The sequence below is a fragment of the Paraburkholderia sp. J69-1 genome (genome assembly GCF_905220255.1).
Lineage (GTDB): Bacteria > Pseudomonadota > Gammaproteobacteria > Burkholderiales > Burkholderiaceae > Paraburkholderia.
Genome location: NZ_CAJMZG010000035.1, coordinates 31,620 through 52,261, shown reverse-complemented (window position 1 = coordinate 52,261; position 20,642 = coordinate 31,620). Strand labels below are relative to the sequence as shown.

The window sequence follows — 20,642 nt, the reverse complement described above, 5'->3', positions numbered from 1 at the left end:
CCCGTCCTTTCCGCCTTCTGGCGGCGACCGAAGGTCGAGGGCGGGGAGGATGTCAAACGCGAATGAATAATCCACAAGGACGGCCGGCCACTTGGGATGGCAGTGGCGATTCGCAGGAGTCGATACCGGTGATTCGTCTATCAAGACGACCGGCACGAAGGCTGACGGTGCTTGCGCGATAGCATCACGTGAAACGCCGATAACTTCCCGTCGTTCTTGCCGCTGTACCCATTTGCGTAACTGGTTCGCATTGAACCCAACTTCAGTGCCAGACCAGCCAATGACGCGTCCGGTTGGCGGCAGGTTTCGATCAACTTACGCTTGTCATCCGCGCACGTCCGGGTCAGAGATAGTAGTCGTTAGCGCCAACAACTGCGCAGCTTGGCCATCAGAATCAACCTAAGGGCGTTGGGGAGCAGCGGCAAGCCTTTCGCTGCTGCCGGCAAACTTCCGGTATCGACCCGTTGCGGCCGTTCGCCGCTGCCCTGAGCAATGGCTGTTAGCGGGGTAGTGCGGTCGTTCCAACGGCAGGTTCGTCCGCTCGTTAAACGGCTGGTTATGTCAGAACCCCGCCGCAGCCCAAAGCACTACGGGCACCGAACCGTTTCCAACTGTGCCGGCGAGAGGCGAGCATCGCCAGTGTGGCCCAGTTGGTGATCATCGATGGGACCATCCTATTCCCTCGGAAATTGTTTGTCTTGGCTTCGTCGCTTTTCGCTTAACAAGTCAACTGTCTCAGCGGTTATCCCGGCCGTAACAGTATCCGTTGCCAGCTTCACCCGTGAGGCTCACAGTCTTGCGATATTCAGCCCGGTTTGTTCGAATAGATGCGACGCCTTGATGCAACGAATGCGATTAGAGAGTTTTACAAGGAAAAACGCGTCTCATTCCTGAGGGTATGATCGATTTGGCATATTTTTTAAATCATTCGTGACGATGATGCTATTTGCATATAATTAGCTATGAATGTTGGGGCAGTGACTGGCCGAGTCTGTGCTTGTAAAAAAATTCATTGATTGCCTATACTGGCTTGATGTACTCAGATTTGTGCCGATTCATGATGTGATGGTATTCACATGCGGCTATCTAAACCGCATCGTCATGCCATCGTCTTAAATGCCGACCTCAGCACAACGTTCAGGCAATGTAGGTAACATCAGCGCGGTGCTGGACATCAAGAGATGTCGCAGATTTTTCGTGACAGTGATACGTGCATTGCGCGGAGGGGAATCTCCGTAGTAACGTGAAAATTTTCAAGATTAAATTTTTGAAAGGTAGATTTTTATTTATATCGAATTTTCTTTTCTAAAAATCGCGAGATATAACGAGCGTAATTAATTAGAGAGGCGGTATGGGCACGGGGGACTTGGCTATCGGGGCGATCGTGGGCGGCCTTTCGCAGAGCGGGCGCCTGCTGAAACTGGATACGACAGCAGGTGATGGTGTATTGCTGCCACATCGCGTAGAAGGCCGTTCTCGAATAGGTCGTGATTATCTTTTCACGGTCGACTGCGTTTCCGTCTCGGACAACGTAGAACTGAAAACGCTGGTCGCCCAGCCTGTCACGCTCTGGATCCACCAAAACGATGGCTCTTATCGGCCGCACAACGGCTACGTTCATACCGCACGTCGTCTGGGTGCCGATGGCGGCTTGACCAGTTACCAACTGGTGTTTTCTTCGTGGATGCATTTCCTGAGATTTCGCCGTGACCAGCGGCACTGGCAAGATATGAGCGTCGACGAGATCGTCACCGACGTGTTCAACCAGCATCCGCAAGCCCAAGGCATGTATCGCTTTGTCCTGTCACAACCGCTGCCCACGCGTTCGTATTGCCGGCAGGACGATAGTGACTGGAATTTCGTGCATCGACTGCTGGAATCTGAGGGGCTTTATGGCTTCTGGCAACAGGCAACTGACGGCAAGTCGCACACGCTTGTCATTACTGATCGTCTAGATACGTTCCCGTCACTGTCACCCGCAACGGTCGGCTTTTATCGTGCGGGCACACGAAGCGAGGTCGATGCGATCACGCAGTGGTCGGGAACGCGGACGCTGCAATCCGTTCTGCTTTCGACGCGCACCTTCGACTATAAGAGTCCGCCTTCTCCATTCAATCCCAAGGCAACGTCCACCCCGACACGTGAAAATCAAGGTGCACTGCCGGCTCAAATGGAAGTCTATGAATACACGGGTGGCTATACCTATGCCGAGCAAAACCGAGGTGATCAACTATCGAGGATTCGGATGGAGGAGTGGGAGTCCCGGGCGAAGCGGTTCTATGGCATCGGGAGCCTCCGAGGGGTGGATTCTGGACAGCGATTTACGTTCTCAGGTCATCCGGAGCATGACCGGGACGAGGTGGATCGGCGCGAATTTGCGACCATCGAGGTCGAGTGGGCAATCGAAAACAATCTGCCTCTTGCCGGGCACGATGCGAATTACCCTCACAGCCTGGGTCAGCAACTTGCTCTAGTGCGTGCTGACGATGCTGCCCAAACATCGAGTGTGCGTTACCCCGACGGATCTACGGGCTTCTATCGTGTCGGTATCGAGGCGCAACGCACGACGGTGCCGTACCGCAGTCCATTCGAGCACTCCAAGCCTGAAGCAAAGCTGGAATCGGCAATTGTGGCCGGCCCGAAGGGGGAAGAGGCATATACGGACGAATTAAATCGGGTGAAGGTACTCTTCATCTGGGATCGGATCAACCAGGGCGATGAACGTGCGTCCTGCTGGGTGCGCGTCGCACAGTCGGACGCCGGCGACGGCTACGGTGGCGTCCATATGCCTCGCGCTGGCGAGGAACTGCTTATCGGTCATATCGGAGACGATATTGACCGTCCGATAGCGCTTCATCGTGTATATAACGGGGCAGTGAAACCGCAGTGGCATTCAAATGCTTTGCTCTCCGGCTATCAATCGAAAGAGTTTGGCGGCGCCGGCTATAACCAGTTGGTCATGGACGACTCGAGCGGCCAGAGCCGTATGAGAATGATGAGCAGTCACGGCATGAGCATGCTGCACATCGGCTATCAAATCATTCAAGACGGCAATTCGCGCGGTGCCTATACCGGCAGTGGATTTACGCTGAGAACCGACTACGCCGGCGCGGTCCACGCAAGTGACGGGCTGTATATCAGCACGCATCGGATCGGCGCAGACGATCAGCCGCTCAACACTACTGAGCCACGGGAAATTCTGGCGCGAGCGGATTTGCTGATTGAATCGCTGTCTTCCGCTAGTTCGATTGCCAAGGCCGAGGACTTGAAGCCGGGTCGGGAAGCACTTGCGCAGTTTGCCAAGGCAACCGAGCACAACAAAGCTGGCTCTGCGAACGGCAACAACACGGCAGGCGGCGGAACGGGTAACGCAAATGGCTTCGCTAAACCAGTCATGCTGGCTTCGAGTCCGGAAAGCATGGGTCTCACAACGCACGCGTCGGCACAGCTTGTGGCGGATGATCATCTGAACCTGGTCAGCGGCAAAGATACGTATTGGGCCGTCGGTAAGTCGCTGGTTGCCAGCGTGGCCGACAAGATTAGTGTGTTTGTGCAACGTGCGGGTATGAAATTGATCGCCGGTAAGGGGACGATCGATATTCAGGCGCTCTCTGATCAAATACGACTGCTCTCGGAACTCGGCCTGTCACTCAAGAGCAATAACGGGAACATCGAGATCGATGCAAAAACCGAGTTGATGCTCAAGTGTGGCGGTTCGTACATTCGCATCACGCCACAAGGTATTGAAGACGGCACGCGTGGCACTCGCACGATCAAGTCAACTTCATTCAGCCGGGAGGGACCAAGTTCAGTAGCCGAGCATCTGAACAGCCTCGAAAAGCCGGCGTTCAATGATAAGTATCTGTTGCGCGACCGTATCACTGGCAATCCATTAAAAAACCACCCGTACGAAATCATCCGCGCGGACGGTTCCCGCCTGAGTGGTGTAACTGACGAACTGGGCCATACCAGCGAGCAGAAAAACAACGACATCGAAACCGTGGTGATCCGGGCGTTACGCCCTGGCAAGAGCAACGCCTGAGCGGACTAACCATCAGCGAGAATCCATGAGCAATACTCAGTCTGACAATGCTGACTCGACGGGCCAGACATCTGGCGATGACGCTGAACAGGAAGTCGTTCGCCTCGCCTCGCGGACCGACAAAGACGGTCACTCTTCTGCTCAGGCGCCGTTGACGCCAGCCGATGACACGCGTGTCAAAGAGACGCTTCATTGCATACGTCCTACGATCCCTGTGATTTTCATTCCAGGCGTGATGGGCTCGCCGCTGGCCGCCAAAGACAGCGGTGAGATGGCATGGTCTGCACCGAATACCGACACGGTTTCTTCAACGCTTTCCGGATTATGTTCTCTTATTGCCGGGTGGTTTCGTAGCGCATCTTCGCGCGAGGAAGTTTTTGATCCTCATATCGTCACTGTGACACCTCTCGGTCCGCTGATTGACTTCGACGAGGAAAGTCCACTTACAGAGGACGAGGCGAGGCGCCGCGGCTGGGGTTCGGTCTATAGGACCAGCTATCAACCTGTCCTTTTGTGGCTCGAACACCAGTTGAACAATCCGAAGCATTTGGGTGAGTTGCAAGGCGCCTGGATCGATGGTGATCCTACGGGGGAGAAGTGGACGCTCCATCCTGTGCTAGGCACTGATCCGAAAACATACGGTGCATTTGGAGAGGGTCAACCAATTACCGAGGACTCAGCGGAGTTCACCCAGTTCATGAAGTACGCTTATCGCGTATACGCGATTGGGTACAACTGGCTACAGTCCAATAACGATTCCGCACGTGATGTGATGAGCGGTCTGGACGTCGTTGACCCGAAGACAAAGAAGACAACGCGCCTAATGGGTGTGACCGAGATCTGCAAGGAAAATGATACTGGGAAGGCCATTATTCTCACGCACTCTATGGGTGGTCTGGTGGGGCGCTTCGCCGTGTTGAATCACGGGCTTGAAGATCTGGCACACGGCATATTTCACGGCTGTCAGCCGGCGACAGGCGCGCCGCTGGCCGCTAAGCGATTCAAAACCGGCGGCGGGCCTGAAGGAGGCCTGAATGGCTTCATCAACGGGAGTTTGCTAGGGCGCGACTCCAACGAATTTATGGCAGTGATGGCGAATGCACCTGGGCCGATGGAGTTGACACCGATGCCGGATTATCACAACGGCGAACCTTGGTGGATTTTTGCGCGACCGGATGGGAGCGTAGTGATGCAGTTTCCTGAGGAGGGAGACACGTATAACGAGTTGTATGTGAATTCCCAGTGGTATGGGCTGATGCCGGATAACGATCAACTCGATCCAGCGGGGACGGTGAAAAAGCGGCTTGATAAAGGCGGAAGTCACCAGACCGTGGTGGGCAACTATAGGGAAACAATGGCGACTGTTGTGTCCAATCAAAGTCAGCTGAAAAACAAATACCATGGCAACACTTATGTCGCATATGGCGTCGGCGGCCTTGACTTCATGTCGGGGCAGCCTGCCGAAAAGGCAGGGAACGCCAATGGTGACAAGCCGACGATCGAAAAAGGCGCGCCGACAAAGGGCCTATTGACTTGGGGTAATGCCGTTTGGACGGGGGACGTGCCATCGGACGCTACGAAAGACGAACTCATGAGAGCCCGCTTGTTACACAACTCAGGTAAGGGCGAAATCCGGGTATTTCTGGAGCAGCGGCAACTAAGTGTTACCTTCACGGTCCAGAAGACAAATACTTTGCCAGATGTCAGTGCCAATATCGATTGGGCCAGAGTAGCGGCGAGGACGGGCATTATTCGTGGTGATGGCACCGTGCCGTCCTGGTCAGCGGATGCACAGGCGCGTGGATTGAAACCTGATGTGCCCGGTGACCGGGCTCAGGGGGTCCAGGTCGCCTTTGTTCAGGGCGGATACGAGCATATGAAAAGCAATGCTCACTCGTGGACTCATTGGGCCATGCTCTATAGCACAGTTCAGATCGTGAAGCATATTGATGTACCGGGAGCATGTTAATGGTTCGAGTCTTTCGAAGTTTATTTTTGCTGACAGGTCTTTGCATCTGTTCTCTCGTGCTTTCAGTGGAACCGACAATGAATAATCCGCTTTTATTGAAAATGCGCCCATGGTGTGTTGGTCGACTTGTATTTGATCGCCCCCTGAAAAGCGAAATTTCTAACCAGAATTATTCGTATAGGGGAAATAAAATCGAAACGACTCACAATGTTTCTCTTGATGCTTTCAACGAAAGAGTTCATGTGCGTGAGACTGAGCTGCGGACGAAGCAGCGACATAACCCTGCAAACTTCGATGAGAAGACTGGGAAAGCATGGCTTGAGGAGGCTTTTTCGCCCGTCGCTGATTCTCGCGTATTCGTCTATCAAGAGGCAGTGGCGAAGGTTAAATTGCCTTTCAAATCAGAAGGATTTCTCTTTTCAAATAACACTCTTTTTCACACGATAGGGGGTATTGGCGAGGATGGCCTCTACGACGCTCAGAATATATACAACGACATCTATCGGCGTATCAAAGCGCGGGATAACTCGGCAGTACCCACAGAAACCGGATTTTGTATTGACGGCGGAATAGTCACAGGGGCGTCTACGCATACTGAAGAGGTGAGCCAGTCGTTCGCCCTGATGCCGGGGCGAGCGGCACTGTTGTTGATCAAGCTCCGTGATTCGATGGACGATGATCAACGCCAGACACTCACCAAGAACCTGTCTGACTTGCGCGCGCAACTCGATCGTATGCCCGGCAGCTATCGAATTTTGCGTAAGGGGAAACGGGTGGTCGCGGGCATGGACGCGGAAGAGGTTCTTTTTGAACTTCATGATGGTCCAGTGACGGTTTTCCGTTTTTATCTGCTGGCGCCAGGCAATCCCGCGACGCTCGCACAACCGCATACTTCGATTGAATTGTTGCTGGGAGCGCCATCACAAGGTGATCTGCCACCCGATCAGGCAACTTCGCCGGTCGACGAAGCAGGCGCGCTGCAACTGTGGGATACCTTGCTGAACAGTCTGCGCCCCAGACCGGGTGCCGTGTAAAGGGGGAACGATGCGACGTTACGACATCCTAAAAGGAGACCTGACGACGGTGGGCGGTGTCGTACAGAGCGGCGACGGACAGGATCTTCTCATCGGTCGGGAGCAAGCTTACGAAGCCGACCCGGTCTGGTGTCCCGTCTGCAAGACCACGGGACAAATCAAATGTGAGGGGCCGCGCATTTCCACGACAGGACCAGATGGGCGGCAAGCGGCATTGAGCGACGATCTGTGCATCTGTCTTTGCACGCCGCATCCTCACCTTGTACCGTCACAGGATAAATCTTATGTCGACGTGTAGTTGCGGCATGTGCCAGAGCTAGCTCAAATTTCGGCTTGCATAGCCTGTCCGCTTCTGGCAGTCACTTCTCGAACCGCCCGGTGCGGACCGGCATGCCTGGTGGTGTGGCAGGGGCGCAGCTAACTGCTGCCCCTATGCCGATCAAGAGCGCGCAAGCAGCGATGGGCGACTATCCATAGCATGTTATTTTCGGGAGACTGTATTCAATGGGCGTCTTGTCTATGCCGCAACGTTTGCTCATTCGTTTCACTCCGCTCCTCATTGCGGCTGTTGGCGCAATAACTTCCTGTGGATATGACCGTCCGAGCGGTGGGTCAGCGAGCGGTGCTCGCGATAGTGTGCTTACGGCGAGCTCGTCAACATTGAGCACGACGATCTCTTCTGTGGGTGACCCGCAGTTCACGCTGGAGATACAGCGGGTTGGTGTGGTGGTGGACCGATTCCGCCAACGTGCTTTGCTGATGCGGCTTGAGGAGGTCGGGCCGAATGGCGCTGTGCTGTTGACCGACCCCAAAGATTACGAGTGGTCCTTCATGACCCGCATGCTTCAATTCGGCAGACGGTCGAACAACGTCGTGAGCTATACCGTTCTCGACTGGGTTGACTACTGGCCTATTCCAACGGTAATCGTGGGGCCGCCGATGGATGTGTTTAACAAGGATGCTGAACATCTTGACGGATTTCTTGGAGACGCCGATAACGGCTCAGGCGTGGGCAATAGTTTTTACATCCGCCTGAGCGATCTGAACACTGCTGACGGCTCAGAAGTGGTCGGAAAATTGTTCCAGTTTTTCGATGAGCACCCAGACCTTCCAGCTATCTTCGTCCTTGTTCAGGACGGAGCGAATACACGCACCTTTACCAGGATGCCCGGTGGTCAGGTGCCGGGAAACAACGAGAATGCAAACTTTGTACCGACACGCCCCGACGCGATCGTCGCGCTAATGGTCACGCGCACGGATCGTGTCGACCGGACCATCCGACCTTATACGACTAAGACCCGGGGAATCATCGAAAAGACCAAGACCCAATATGATGTTGTCAAGCTGTCTAACTTCTACTGGAAGGAGCAACGGGCCTACCCGAAACCTGCGTCTGATGTAGATAATCCTACCTTCGAGTACTGGCAGTCAAAGCTGCCAGAGTTTTACAAGACCGAAGCCCTCAATTTCCCGAAGGGATTCAAGCCCACCCCGTGGGTGCCGGTGCCATGGACAACCTGGCAGCTAAAAGAATACGACCAATGGCCGGTGCTTGCATACTTGCACCGCCCTGTAACGGTAGATCTTTCCAAAGGTCATAGCGCACCCGCGAAAAATGCTGACAGGATCAAGGCACTGCGCAATGGCTGGCAGCAGGCGTTGACCACGTTGCCATCGGGCACACAGCCGGAGCGTATGTTCTACGACACGGGCGCGTCGACGGCGAATCTCTCGCTGCTCCTGCAATCGTTGCACGACAACGAACAGAAGATTGATCTGGACGATGCGGCAGACGGTTTTGACATGCAACGTCGCATCGGCGCAGACACCGGGATTAGTTCTACATTTGTGCAGATTGCGCTTGCGACCATGATGGGCTACGGCGATGGCAAGACGAATGCACTCGTCAATTTTCGCGACCCTGAGCACGTGACCATCATGATGGTCAGCCCGCCGGATAAAGCCTCGCGTCAGGCCAAGCCACAAACGTTCAGTTGGAGTGCCCCGTGATTCGGTACGAGCATGATTGATGCGCTGCTTTCGCGACGGCGACCCGAGTCGACGTAGATAGCCCCGTCCGTCACGTTGCGCATCTGAGCCTAATTGCCCGCCGATCCTCCAGGACTGACGAGATAACCCAGTTTAACGATTCCGCCTTCCCTCCGATTGGTGATCTTGGATCCTGCCGTAAGCAGGGTTACGAGACTGCTGAAAGTCGATGAAAGGGTTTCTGTGCGGTAGATTTCCCCGAATTACTATTTCCGATGCTATCGTGACGAGCCATTTTTACTGCTGTGTCTGCACATCACTGTGGAAAAACTCGTCAATACGGTTTCTGGCGCATGCGCACGGAAGCGAAGCGAGAGGGAGGCGGAGGCGGAGGCGAAGGCGTGCGGGGCATCGCCGGGATCCAGAGTGCCCTCAAGGCTAACCACTCGAGGGGCGGGCGTCGTGCTTGCATGGGGCTTTACGGTTGCTGCGGTGGGACTGGCGGTGGCACTGAAGGTCGATCTGGCTGCCCAGTTCACGCTTTCGTATTCTATTCTTGCTGCGATGATCCTGTTGAGGCGAACCGGCCACTTCGAGCATGTTCGCCTGTTTTTTCTGCTCTGCTCTGCATTCCTTACGTTTCGATATCTCTACTGGCGTACGACGTCGACACTTGACTACTACGGGGTGGCGGACTTCATATTCTCCATGCTGTTATATGGCGCGGAGATCTACGGCATCGTGGTCGCATCAATCGGCCTGTTCGTCAACAGTCGTCCGCTCAATCGTGAGGTTGCGCCACTAATCACCCGTGCGGGACCGGTGCCGTCGGTGGATGTGTTCATTCCGACTTATAACGAGTCGCCAGAGTTGCTGGAAACGACGCTGCGCGCGGCACTCGACATGCGTTATCCGAGCGGGCGTTTCAACGTCTATCTGTTAGACGATGGCGGTACGCAACAAAAACTTACTCAGGCTGACCTCACCAAAGCTGCCGATGCGCTCGCGCGCGCACAGGCCTTGCGTGAAATGTGCGCGCGCCACGGTGGCCGTTATCTCACACGTGTTCGCAATGAACATGCGAAAGCAGGCAATATCAATGCCGCGCTTGGACAGACTCATGGTGACCTCGTCGCGATTTTCGACGCCGATCACGTGCCTACTGCCGACTTCCTTGAGAAGACCGTTGGTTTTTTCCAGCGGGACGAACAGCTTTGCCTGGTGCAAACGCCGCACTTTTTCACCAACCCGGATCCGCTTGAAAAGAACCTTGGACTGTTCGGTAAGATGCCACCCGAAAGCGAGATGTTCTATTCGGTCATCCAGCCCGGACTCGACTTCTGGAACGCCTCTTTTTTCTGTGGTTCCGCCGCATTACTGAGCCGTCGTTGCGTGATTGAAATTGGCGGCATTACCGGCCAGTCGATCACTGAAGATGCAGAAACCGCACTCACGCTGCATTCGCGTGGCTACAGGAGTCTGTATCTGAATGAGCCGCTAATTTCTGGGCTTCAACCGGAAACGTTTGCGAGTTTCGTCGTGCAGCGCGTGCGTTGGGCACAGGGCATGATCCAGTTGCTTTTGTTGCGCAATCCGCTGACGATGGACGGGCTCTCATTGCCACAGCGAATCTGCTATTTCTCCAACGCGTTTTTCTGGTTCTTCTGCTACGCACGGGTGGTGTTTCTGGTTGCGCCCGCCATGTATCTGCTATTCGGATTGCAGTTCTATCACGCGACAATTCCGCAATTTTTCGCGTATGGCTTACCGCAAATGATCGGCGCTATTCTCACTACCGATTATCTCTTCGGCCGCCATCGCTGGACCTTGATTTCCGAAATCTACGAATTGCTTGTGTCGATGTTCTCGCTGCGTGGCGTGATCTCGGTGCTGGCCAAGCCACGCGCGCCCACTTTCAACGTGACGCCCAAAGGCGAGCAGATGGAGCAGGATTCGATCTCCGAGCTTGCTGGGCCTTTCTACGTAGTCTATCTCTGCGTGCTGGCCTCGGCGATCGTGGGCATCTGGAAGCTCGTACACGGCGCGCCACACGCGGATGTGATCGGTGCCTCGCTGGGTTGGAGCGTGCTGAATCTCGTGCTGCTGAACGCCTGCATCGGCGTGCTTTACGAGCGCAAGCAGCGGCGCGCGACGCCGCGCATTCCGACCGATCTCGCCGCGAAGCTTCATATCGACGGGGCGGAAGACGGGATCGATTGCCGGATCGCCGACATGTCGGCGGGCGGTGTGAAATTGATCTTTCCCGGCGATTTGCAAACCTCATCGTCCGCGAGCGCCGTGCTGGAAGTCTTTAACGCCGCGCTCGGCCGTCTGAGCCGTATCCCGGTTTCGCTCCGCATGATCATCGCCGCGCGCGACGGCACGCACTCGGTTGGCGCCCAGTTCACGGACGCCAGCGTGGCGGGCCTTTCCGAACGCGTCGCGCTGGTCTACGGTGACAGCGCGCGTTGGCGTGACTTCCGCGAAAGCCGGAACCGCCGCATAGGTATTCGGCGGAGCTTGGCGATGGTCGTGTATCTCGGCACCGTCCATGCCTTCGGACATTACCGCTTTTTCTTTGCCGGTATGGCGGTATTCGTGCTGCGCCAATTGCGCGCCTCAGTGCGCGCGCTTCGAAGTTCTCTTTCTTCGCACCTGTCACGTTCATGACGCTGATCTCTTTCTTGCGCGCCACTGCGTGCTTCTCTTTCGCGCTTGCGGTTTCTGCCACCCATTCTGCATGGGCCTTAGCTGCTGCCACGAACGCAAACGTTTCACCGGCGCCATCGTCGGCGGCGGCTCTGACGGCTGCCCCGCCGGCCAGCGTTGTTCAGCCTGTCACGTTGGCGACGCTGGGCAACCTTTCCGGGCCGATCCGGCTCGTCGGCGAAACCGGCTTGCGGTCGATGAGCGTGCCGATTTCGGCGCGTGAGAAGGTGAATTCGGCGGTGCTTCATCTGGTGGTCACAAATTCAGTTTCCTTATTGAGCGATCGGTCTGAACTTGCCGTGCGCGTGAACGATCGCACGATCGCGCAGATGCAGCTATCGTCGCGTCAGCCCGAACTCACCGCCGACGTCCGCGTGCCCGCCGATCTGCTGCGACCAGGTTACAACACGCTGACTTTCGCCGCTGCGCAACACTCGACCGAGAATTGTGAAGACCCGAATTCGCCCGAACTCTGGTCTGAAATCGATACGAATGCTTCGACGCTTCAACTGCAAACCGAGCTCAAGCCGCTCGCGCCGCAGTTGTCCGATCTGCCGGATCTGATCGATCCGAAGCAGCAGCACGGCGGCGCGTTGACCATCGTCGCGGCTCAGCATCCGGCTAATGATACGGCGCTGGGCACTGGCGCGCTGCTGGCGCAAGGCGCAGCGTTGCGCTTGCGCTATCTCAGCCCAACGCTGCGTGTGTTAGACGCCCAGGCTGGCAAGGGCGGCGGCGTGCTGCCCGGCCTGTCTCTGGCGAAACTCGCCGATACCGACGTGCTGCTGTTCGGCACCCGCGATGCGTTGCGCCCCTATCTGGCCGCCGACGTGTCAGCGCGCATCAAGGGTGCCTTCCTCGGTATCTATCCGAAGCCCGACGATCCGCGCCGTTTCGTGCTGGTGGTGAGCGGAGTGAACGATGCGCAGGTGCAACTGGCTGCACGCAGTTTCGCGCATCCGGAGTTCGCGCAGCCGCATCTGGCCGAAATGGTCATTAACGCACTTGATGAAGCACGCATTTCGCGTTATTCCGCACGTCGTACGCTCGTTGGCACGCAGCCTCACTCGTTCCGTTCGCTGGGTTTCACGTCGCGTACGCTCGGCGCCTCCGACCGTGTCGATCTCGATGTGATGCTGCCCGCAGACATCTACGCGCCGGAAGATGCCCAGGTGACGCTCGATCTGAACTTCACGGAAGGCGCAAAGATGCGGCAGGACTCGGTGCTCAACGTCTATCTGAACGATCGGTTCGAGCAGGTCATTGCGCTGGACCAGCAGCAGGGCGCGTTGCTGCGTCACTATCGCGTGAATATTCCGTTGCGAAGTTTCCGGCCCGGCGCCAACGTGCTGTCCTTGCGTCCCGTGCTCGTGCCGTTGCTAACCGAGCACTGCATGCTACGCGAAACGCGCAACCTGCTGCTTACGGTGTTCGACGATTCGTCGATTACGCTGCCTCCGGCTGCACACTTCACGACCATGCCTGATCTGCGCCGCTTCGCGCAGAGCGGATTTCCATACACGGTGAGCCCGGACGGGTCAGGCCTTGCCGTGCACCTGGGCGCGTCGGACAACAGTACGATCGCCTCCGCCTGGAGCCTGATGGGCAAGCTCGCGCAGAGCCAGCGCTGGCCGCTGACAGCTGCCCAGGTGACGACCGGCACGCCCGAAGCCGGCCGCCAGACGATCGTTATCGGCAGCGTGGGCGCGCTTTCCCAGTGGGCGTGGCAGGGCGCGCCCTGGCAGCCTGGCCATGTGATGACGCTTGCCTATCGCGCGGATGAGACCGACAATGCCGCGCCTCATGCGCGGGAAAACATCGGTACCCTAGGCCGTTTGATGCGCGCGGGCTTCGGCGCGCAGCCGAGCGATGCCGATGCGCCGCCTTCGACATCGGTGCTTGACGCCGACGCGCCGCTTTCGGAGCAGTTGCTGGTGATGCAATACAAGGGCAGCAGCGGCAACACCGTGACGGCCTTTACGGCGGCTAATCCCGATCAACTGGTGGATGGCGTGCGGCGCATGATCGAGCCTAATTATTGGGACAATCTGGGTGGGGACGTGAGTGAGTTGAGCTTCGATAGTCCGGAACTCTGGACCGGTCGCAGCGGCGCGCGCTATGACGTCGGCAGCCTGAATGCTTACGATCGCATGGGATTCGAAGTTTCGCGACACCCGTGGTGGGGTTATGCGGGCGTGCTTGCCCTGCTCGCGCTCCTGTCGGTGCTGACCGTTATTCTTCTGCGACGCCGTCACCGGAAGCATCATGGTGGTTCGCAGGGCTAACGCGCGCGCTCGGCGCGCGGGCAGTGGGTGGAGGAGGTGGGGCGCAATGTTGTCAGCAGCGTTGTCGTGCGTCGCACACGCCGGGCAGGACAACCTGCTCGGCATCGACCGCAACGTCACCCAAGGGGCATCTGCGGCGTGGGCGCCGGACGGCACGCATACGCCACAACAAGCGATCACACAGGAGAGCGCCCAAAGCAACGGCGTGTGGGTTGAGCACAGCGATCAGCGGAGTCTGATTGTGCCGGTACTGCCTGCGAGTGACGCGGTAGCGACCGCGTCTTCGACACCTGCAATACCGTCAACGCTTTCAGCGCCTATGACCCCACCGGCGCCCGACGAACGTCCGCTTTGGGCTTTGCTGAATGCGGGCCGGCTGGATATCTACGACGCACAGGTCGAGCGCCTCAAACATCAGTTCGCCGGCTGGCGTCCGGCGTCCGCACTCGTTGCGGAGCGCGCGCGCAGGCAGCAGGCCGACGAAATCGACGCGGCGCTCAAGGGCAATGTGAATCTCTTGCACGAGATGGTTGCGCACGCTCCCGACGAATTCGGCTGTGCGCATATTGACCGTGCCTGGCGCGCGGCGGAGATCTTTGCCAAGGCGGCTGACAGCGACGCCGTTTTAGCGCTCTATCGACGGCTGATTCCCGCCTGTGAACCCGCTCGCAATCGTATTGCGACGCTTTATATGGCGGGGCGGCAGCTTCCTGCTGCACAGGTCGATGCATTGATACAGCTCGAAGCGCAGCATGGCGAACGCGACCGCGAAACCGACCTCGTTTTCGATCGACTGCGCTACCAGCGCGCGCTGGCCGTGCTCGCGGCGTTGCCGCCTGATGATCCCAGTATTGGCAACAGGCTGGATGCGCTCGCTCCCGCTATCCGCGCAAATCGCGACGCGAAGGCGGCGACCCAGGCGGGCTGGCTTGCCTTCGAGCAGCATCGTCCCGACGCCGCCACCAGCTGGTTTGAAGCCGCGTTGAGCTTCGCGCCGAACGATGTAGATACAACCATTGGCCTCGCTCAAGTTCGTCTTTCGCAAGGAAACCTGAAGGGGGCGGACGCCTTGCTGGCGCCGCCCGCCGTGGCCGCCGATGCGCGTGCCCGGCCGTTGCGCGGCCAGATCGCCATGGCGCGCGCCAATGAAGCCTACCGGGAGCATCGCTATGACGAGAGCATGCGGCAACTGGATATCGCGGTGTCGCTCGGTGTCGGCGACGCGTCGACAGGTGTGCTGCGGGGCTGGGCGTTGTACGGCCAGAAGCGCTTCGCACAAGCCGAACAGATCTTCCGCGCGCGCTATCTGCAAAGCCATGACGACGACAGCGCCGAGGGCCTGGCGCTCGCGCTTGCGGCGCAAGGCGAGCGTGTGCAGGACGCCTTGCCCGGCACGCCGGGGCCGTTGCAGAACTACGCGCATGCGCTTGCGGCGCAGCGGCTCTATTACGACAAGTCGTTCGTCGCCGCGAAAGCCGAACTGGACGCCGGCACGCAGGGCGCAGCGGACCTCCAGCACATCGTGCGCTACATCCCCGCCGACCTCACCGGCATCGACTCCCCTTCGGTAGCAGCGGGCCTGACGTGGGCCGATCATATCGGCGCGCCGGGACAGGGTCGCCTCAATACCGTATCGCCCGCAATGCGCGCGGAATGGATCAACGGCACGCAGCAATTCGAATTGCGCTATCGGCAGCTGTTTCTGAGTTCGGGGAGTGCGTCACTGAGTCAGCGCCTGCCTGGCAAGTTTCCGCAAGGCTGCACCTCGCAGCAGACCGACGCGGACGGCTCGTGCGCCTCTGGTGGAACCGTGTCGCAAAACCTGTTGAATCGCTATGCGGCGCTACCTTTCGGTGGGGCGGAGGGCGGTGAGGAAATCGAAGGGATGATGGCCGATGTAGCTAGTCTGGGCAACGACCGGCGACTGGACTGGAGCGCGTCATTTGGCGCAACCCAGGGACCGCCCACGGGCGTGATGTTCGACGGCAAGGTGCGTGTGGGGCAGCAAGGCCCTTGGGGAGCGTGGAGCGCGTGGATCAGCGTCGATCCCGTGCGTGATTCGCTGCTGTCATGGCGTGGTCAGACACTGCCGGGCACGGACTGGAGCTGGGGAGCGGTGCGCCGCATGGCGAGCGGCGCGTCGGCGCGCTGGCAGATCCTGCAGCGCTGGAGCGTGAGCAGTGCCGCCGAGTATCAATGGCTGACGGGCGCCAACGTGGTGGGCAACGAAGGCGCATCGGCCGATCTGTCCGCCGACTATGATCTGCGCGTGCCGGGTTTCGATTACTTCAGTGCCGGTCCTGCGGTTCACTACTTGGGGTATCGCCGCAATGAGAACTTCTACGTCCCCGGTCAGGGCGGCTATTACAGTCCGCAATGGTCGGTTGCGACGGGTGCGGCGCTGCACATGCTGTCCGAAGAGGGGCGCAATTTCCAGTGGCGTGCCACGCTGGAGAGCGGGTGGAACGACAGTGTTCAGGACTCGACCTCCTGCTTTCCGAATTCGTCGGGCGCGCTACAGGTAGCCGCTGCTGCGGGTCTTGGCACGTCCACCGCACAGTCGCTCTTAAGCGAGACCTGCGCCGGCAGTCACGATCACGGTCCCTATGTCCATGCGCAAATGGCGGCGACTGTCAAACTTTCGCCACATGCACAAGCCGGCGCGCTGGCGGACGTAAACATCACGCCGGGCCGCGACAAGCAGATCACTGTGATGGCCTTCGTTCGATTTTTCTTTGATGCGCACTCGCAGGTTTTCAGCCGCGACGTCGCGCGCACCACACGCGACTTCTACATGCAACTTGACGACGACCATAACTAGATTTTCTAGTCTCGTATGTGGGAGCTGCCAACGTTACGGGGCGAACGGACAGCAGCTTTCGTCGCGAAGAGCCCGCGCATGTTCATCGTGAGGATGCTAGTGCAGGTCGTCGGTGACTCTATGCGTCACCAGATGTGCGGGAAGTGCCGGAGTTTAGTCCGGGGGCGAGAGCTCGGACGCCGCAGGCGTTCTGGTGGTGCGCTTGCTGCTCCTCAATGTAGCGCCGAAGCGTATCTCTCGGCGCACCAGCGCATGACGAGGCAAAATAGAACCGGGGCCACGATACTCGCCGCCGCCGAATCCAGCGATCCACAAGGAAAGGACCGCGTTTGTCAGGAAACATGCAGCAATCTTCGTAGGCAACGTTCACGCGAAGGCGCTGGAAAAAACAGGTACGGCGAAGTCCGTGCTCGATGCCGCGCGGATGACGTTCAGGACACAACTCTGGGGTCGGTAAAAAAGGGGGATCGCTCGACTCACGTGCGTGGCATGCAAAATTGTGACAGTCTGGTTGACTGTATTTCTCTGCGAGCCGCAGCGCACTTTGATCGCCAACGGATCGATTCGGCTCGGAATCAGAAGAGCGGCCAATGGCTGCCAGGTGCAGCATTCATCTACGAATTCTCGTCGGGGTGTGGCCGTAGTTGGGCGCGTTCGTGACCCGACGCCAGGATGCCAGGCTAGTATTGGGCTTGCGGATGCTCAGCGCAAGCCGCGCCCGGCAAGAGCCGGATACGGATCCTGGCTGTGTATGGTCACTTGCCTTCAGTCTGGACTGAGGTGCCAACCTACCTGAGAAAGGCAACCGAAATGGAGCACTATGGGCTGGCCAACGTCTGGCAGCAGGGCGACTTTGTTACACGGGGCACTCTTAGCGCGTTGCTTATCATGTCGCTGACGTCGTGGACCGTCATCATCCTGAAGCTCAGGGCCCGCATGCGCCTCAGACGTACCTTCCGTAATACAGAGCGGTTCCTCTCATATTTCGAGGGTCTTGACGCTCGGCTCGACATGCTAAATGACGACGATTCGTCGTGTGCCAGCGATCCGTTCCTGGCACTCGCATTGTCTGGCAGGCTCGCGACCGAGCACCATCGTCAGACGCAACCCCAGTTGCATGACCGCATGGACGTTTCCGACTGGATAACGCGCTGCCTGAAGGATACTTTGGACGACATTGTGGCGCGGTTACAATCTGGACTTGCGATTCTCGCATCGATTGGCAGCACGGCTCCATTCGTTGGCCTGTTTGGCACAGTGTGGGGTATCTATCATGCGCTGGTAGCGATCGGTGCGACGGGTGAGGCAACTATCGATCGCGTCGCTGGCCCGGTCGGCGAATCGCTGATCATGACCGCTTTCGGTTTGTTCGTCGCGATACCTTCAGTGCTTGGCTACAACGCGATTAGGCGCTCCAACAAGGGCGTCGTGACGAAGCTGAACCGCTTCGCACACGGGCTGCTTACGTATTTTGTGACGGGCTCGTCACTGGACCGGTAGCACACGCTGATATGGAGGTGGCGGCATCCCCGACAGAAGGCGGTGAGGTCACATGGCAGTAAGTCTGCGTTTCTATCGGCAGGACGTTTGTGGATGAGTGGCAATTGCGTATCGTAGTTGTCTGCCTCGCAAAGTGGGATCGGACGAGTCTCTCGTAGGCTCGCACCTGGTTGGATGACAACTAGGCGCCGACTCGGGCGTTTTGTCCGAATGCATTTTCCGGGGGGATCGGGCGTGGCGCGGACACATCGCGTCGCTGATAGCGGCGGAGCGAACAGGCAATCAGGCTGACTACAAGATGATCCGAATGGAGAGGCACCAGGACAACCATTTCGCAGTGCGCTTTCAGCGCATTCTTTCGACGTCTTCGTTGATCGTTGGTGTCTGCGCCGCAATTGCGATGGTCATGGTAGGTCTGTGCGGGATTGTCCTGTACCAGGGGCGGCAAGATGCAATGGAGCACACACGCGATACTCTGCGTGATATCTCCCTGATTGCGCAGCGGGACATCGAACGCAATTTTGAGTTTTACGCACTCTCCCTGCAGGCAGTCGTTGACGTCCTCAGCGATCCAAACGTGATGGCGTTGCCGCCCCGTTTGCGACGGCTGGTGCTGTTTGACCGCGCAGCGAGCGCCAGATATCTCGGTGCGATGCTTGTCCTGGATGCTGCTGGCAACATCATTCTAGACTCAGCGCACGATATCCCTCGCAAGGGTAATTTCGCCGACCAGACTTATTTTGTCGTCCACCGGGATCATCCTGATTTCGGCCTCTATATCAGTGACCCCGTGCAATCAGGAGACGGACCAAGCATCGTCCTGACGAGACGGCTTTCCCATGCCGATGGATCGTTTGCCGGGATCGTGTTGCTATCGATCAATCTCGAGTACTTTCATAACCTGTTCGCTGGGTTGTCTCTTGGCCCTCACGGCACGATGTCACTCACTGGTCGTAATGGTGTAATGATCATGCGGCAGCCATATGACACCAGGAACATTGGTCGGAACGTTAAAGGTGCGAGTACATTCGCCCATTTTCAGACTGCGGTGCAGGGGAGTTTCATTGAAACGTCGTCGATTGACGGTACGCGGCGTCTCTACTGGTTTTCCAATTTTCCCCGCTATCCACTGATTATCACGGTCGCAGCCGCCGAGCAGGACATCTATGCCGCCTGGTGGCACCGTACGCTGCTCATCGGTTCGCTAATGCTCATATTTGGCTCTGCTTTTGTGGCGTTATCGATATTGCTTGGCATCCAGTTGCGCCGGCGTATGCGTGCAGAATCCGAACTGCAGTTACTGGCGAGGACCGATGGGCTGACTGGCCTGAACAATCGGCGTAGTCTCGGCGAAATACTTGAACGAGAATGGCGCCGCGCGAGACGAAACCGTAGCGTGATGTCATTGCTGTTTGTTGATATTGATCGCTTCAAGGCCTTCAACGATACCTATGGCCACCAGGCTGGCGACGATGCACTAGCAGCCGTCGCCCGTTGCATTAGCGCAAGCATCCGGCGCCCTGCAGATTCTGCGGCACGTTATGGCGGTGAGGAATTTGTGGTGGTGTTGCCTGAAACGTCGGCGATGGGTGCTACCGAGATAGCGGAACGAATTCGAGGAGCGATTTCGGGCTGTGGCATCGAGCATGCGACTAGCGAATACGGGCGCGTGACAGCAAGTATTGGTGTGGTCAGCCGGGTGCCGGGTACGGACGATGATTTAAGTGCAGCAATCAAGGCCGCCGATGAGGCGCTATATTACGCAAAATCGCGCGGCCGCAACCGAGTATCACTTTCGGAAACGACCTGACACGTGGAAGCTGTTGCGAAATTAAATTTTCGTGAGGGGCGCGTCGAGGCGATACTTGACCTGCGGCAGCTCGCCGCGGACCTCCAAAAGCCGGCAAGGAAAGGGCAAGCCGGCCTGGACAGGCTTGAGGCGCAACAGCGCAGGTGCTGCCTGGGCTGATCTGCGGACGATGCGGAAAGTTCTGAAAGGTCGGCGGACGTAGGGCCCGTATGGTGGGCGAACTCGACTATCTGTTCCAGTAAACACAAAAAACATGCCTATCAAACAGAAAAGTCTTTTTCTGCTTCTCTTACTTTCGCAGGCTGCTTTCGCGGAAACCAGTGTTCAAGCGTTGGGCGTTCCGGCCATACAGGCTCAAACGCCCTACTCGAAGGTCAGGCAGATCATGCTCAGACATGGATGGGCACCTTTCCATGGGAATAATGCGTCGACATGCAGTCCGGGAGATCCGGGAGAGCGAAAGTGTCAGGGACGGCCGGAAAT

At 57.7% G+C, this 20,642-nt stretch carries 10 protein-coding genes; all 10 read left to right on the top strand.

Going from position 1 to position 20,642, the window contains the following annotated elements:
- Positions 1 to 1,351: 1,351 nt before the first annotated feature.
- The 10 genes from U5A67_RS38280 to U5A67_RS38235 all read left to right on the top strand — a co-directional run bounded on the left by U5A67_RS38280 (position 1,352) and on the right by U5A67_RS38235 (position 20,159).
- Positions 1,352 to 4,042, top strand: a complete 2,691-nt coding sequence (locus U5A67_RS38280) for a type VI secretion system Vgr family protein (protein ID WP_321818647.1) — start codon at positions 1,352 to 1,354, stop codon at positions 4,040 to 4,042.
- A gap of 25 nt (positions 4,043 to 4,067) precedes the next feature.
- Positions 4,068 to 6,011, top strand: a complete 1,944-nt coding sequence (locus U5A67_RS38275; RefSeq protein WP_321818646.1) for an alpha/beta hydrolase — start codon at positions 4,068 to 4,070, stop codon at positions 6,009 to 6,011.
- Between the two features lie 77 nt (positions 6,012 to 6,088).
- Positions 6,089 to 7,045, top strand: coding sequence for a T6SS immunity protein Tli4 family protein (locus U5A67_RS38270; protein ID WP_321818645.1), 957 nt, complete (start codon positions 6,089 to 6,091; stop codon positions 7,043 to 7,045).
- 10 nt (positions 7,046 to 7,055) lie between these two features.
- Positions 7,056 to 7,343, top strand: coding sequence for a PAAR domain-containing protein (locus U5A67_RS38265; protein ID WP_321818644.1), 288 nt, complete (start codon positions 7,056 to 7,058; stop codon positions 7,341 to 7,343).
- Positions 7,344 to 7,705: 362 nt separating this feature from the next.
- On the top strand, positions 7,706 to 9,055 hold the full coding sequence (locus U5A67_RS38260) for a type VI lipase adapter Tla3 domain-containing protein (RefSeq protein WP_321818643.1): 1,350 nt from the start codon (positions 7,706 to 7,708) through the stop codon (positions 9,053 to 9,055).
- A 441-nt stretch (positions 9,056 to 9,496) separates the two neighbouring features.
- Positions 9,497 to 11,704, top strand: a complete 2,208-nt coding sequence (gene bcsA / locus U5A67_RS38255) for a UDP-forming cellulose synthase catalytic subunit (RefSeq protein ID WP_321818642.1) — start codon at positions 9,497 to 9,499, stop codon at positions 11,702 to 11,704.
- Positions 11,701 to 14,028: a cellulose biosynthesis cyclic di-GMP-binding regulatory protein BcsB gene (locus tag U5A67_RS38250; RefSeq protein WP_321818641.1), complete on the top strand. Its 2,328-nt coding sequence runs from the start codon at positions 11,701 to 11,703 to the stop codon at positions 14,026 to 14,028. The genes bcsA and U5A67_RS38250 overlap by 4 nt, the downstream gene beginning before the upstream one ends.
- Positions 14,029 to 14,347: 319 nt before the next feature.
- Positions 14,348 to 16,849 carry a cellulose synthase subunit BcsC-related outer membrane protein gene (locus U5A67_RS38245; protein ID WP_321818640.1) on the top strand — a complete coding sequence of 834 codons (2,502 nt, stop codon included), beginning with the start codon at positions 14,348 to 14,350 and terminating at the stop codon, positions 16,847 to 16,849.
- Positions 16,850 to 17,659: 810 nt separating this feature from the next.
- Complete coding sequence (locus tag U5A67_RS38240) at positions 17,660 to 18,349, top strand: MotA/TolQ/ExbB proton channel family protein (protein ID WP_321818639.1); 690 nt, start codon at positions 17,660 to 17,662, stop codon at positions 18,347 to 18,349.
- 307 nt (positions 18,350 to 18,656) lie between these two features.
- Positions 18,657 to 20,159 (top strand): diguanylate cyclase, encoded by a 1,503-nt coding sequence (locus U5A67_RS38235; protein ID WP_415768260.1) that lies wholly within the window; start codon positions 18,657 to 18,659, stop codon positions 20,157 to 20,159.
- The last annotated feature ends 483 nt before the right edge of the window (positions 20,160 to 20,642 follow it).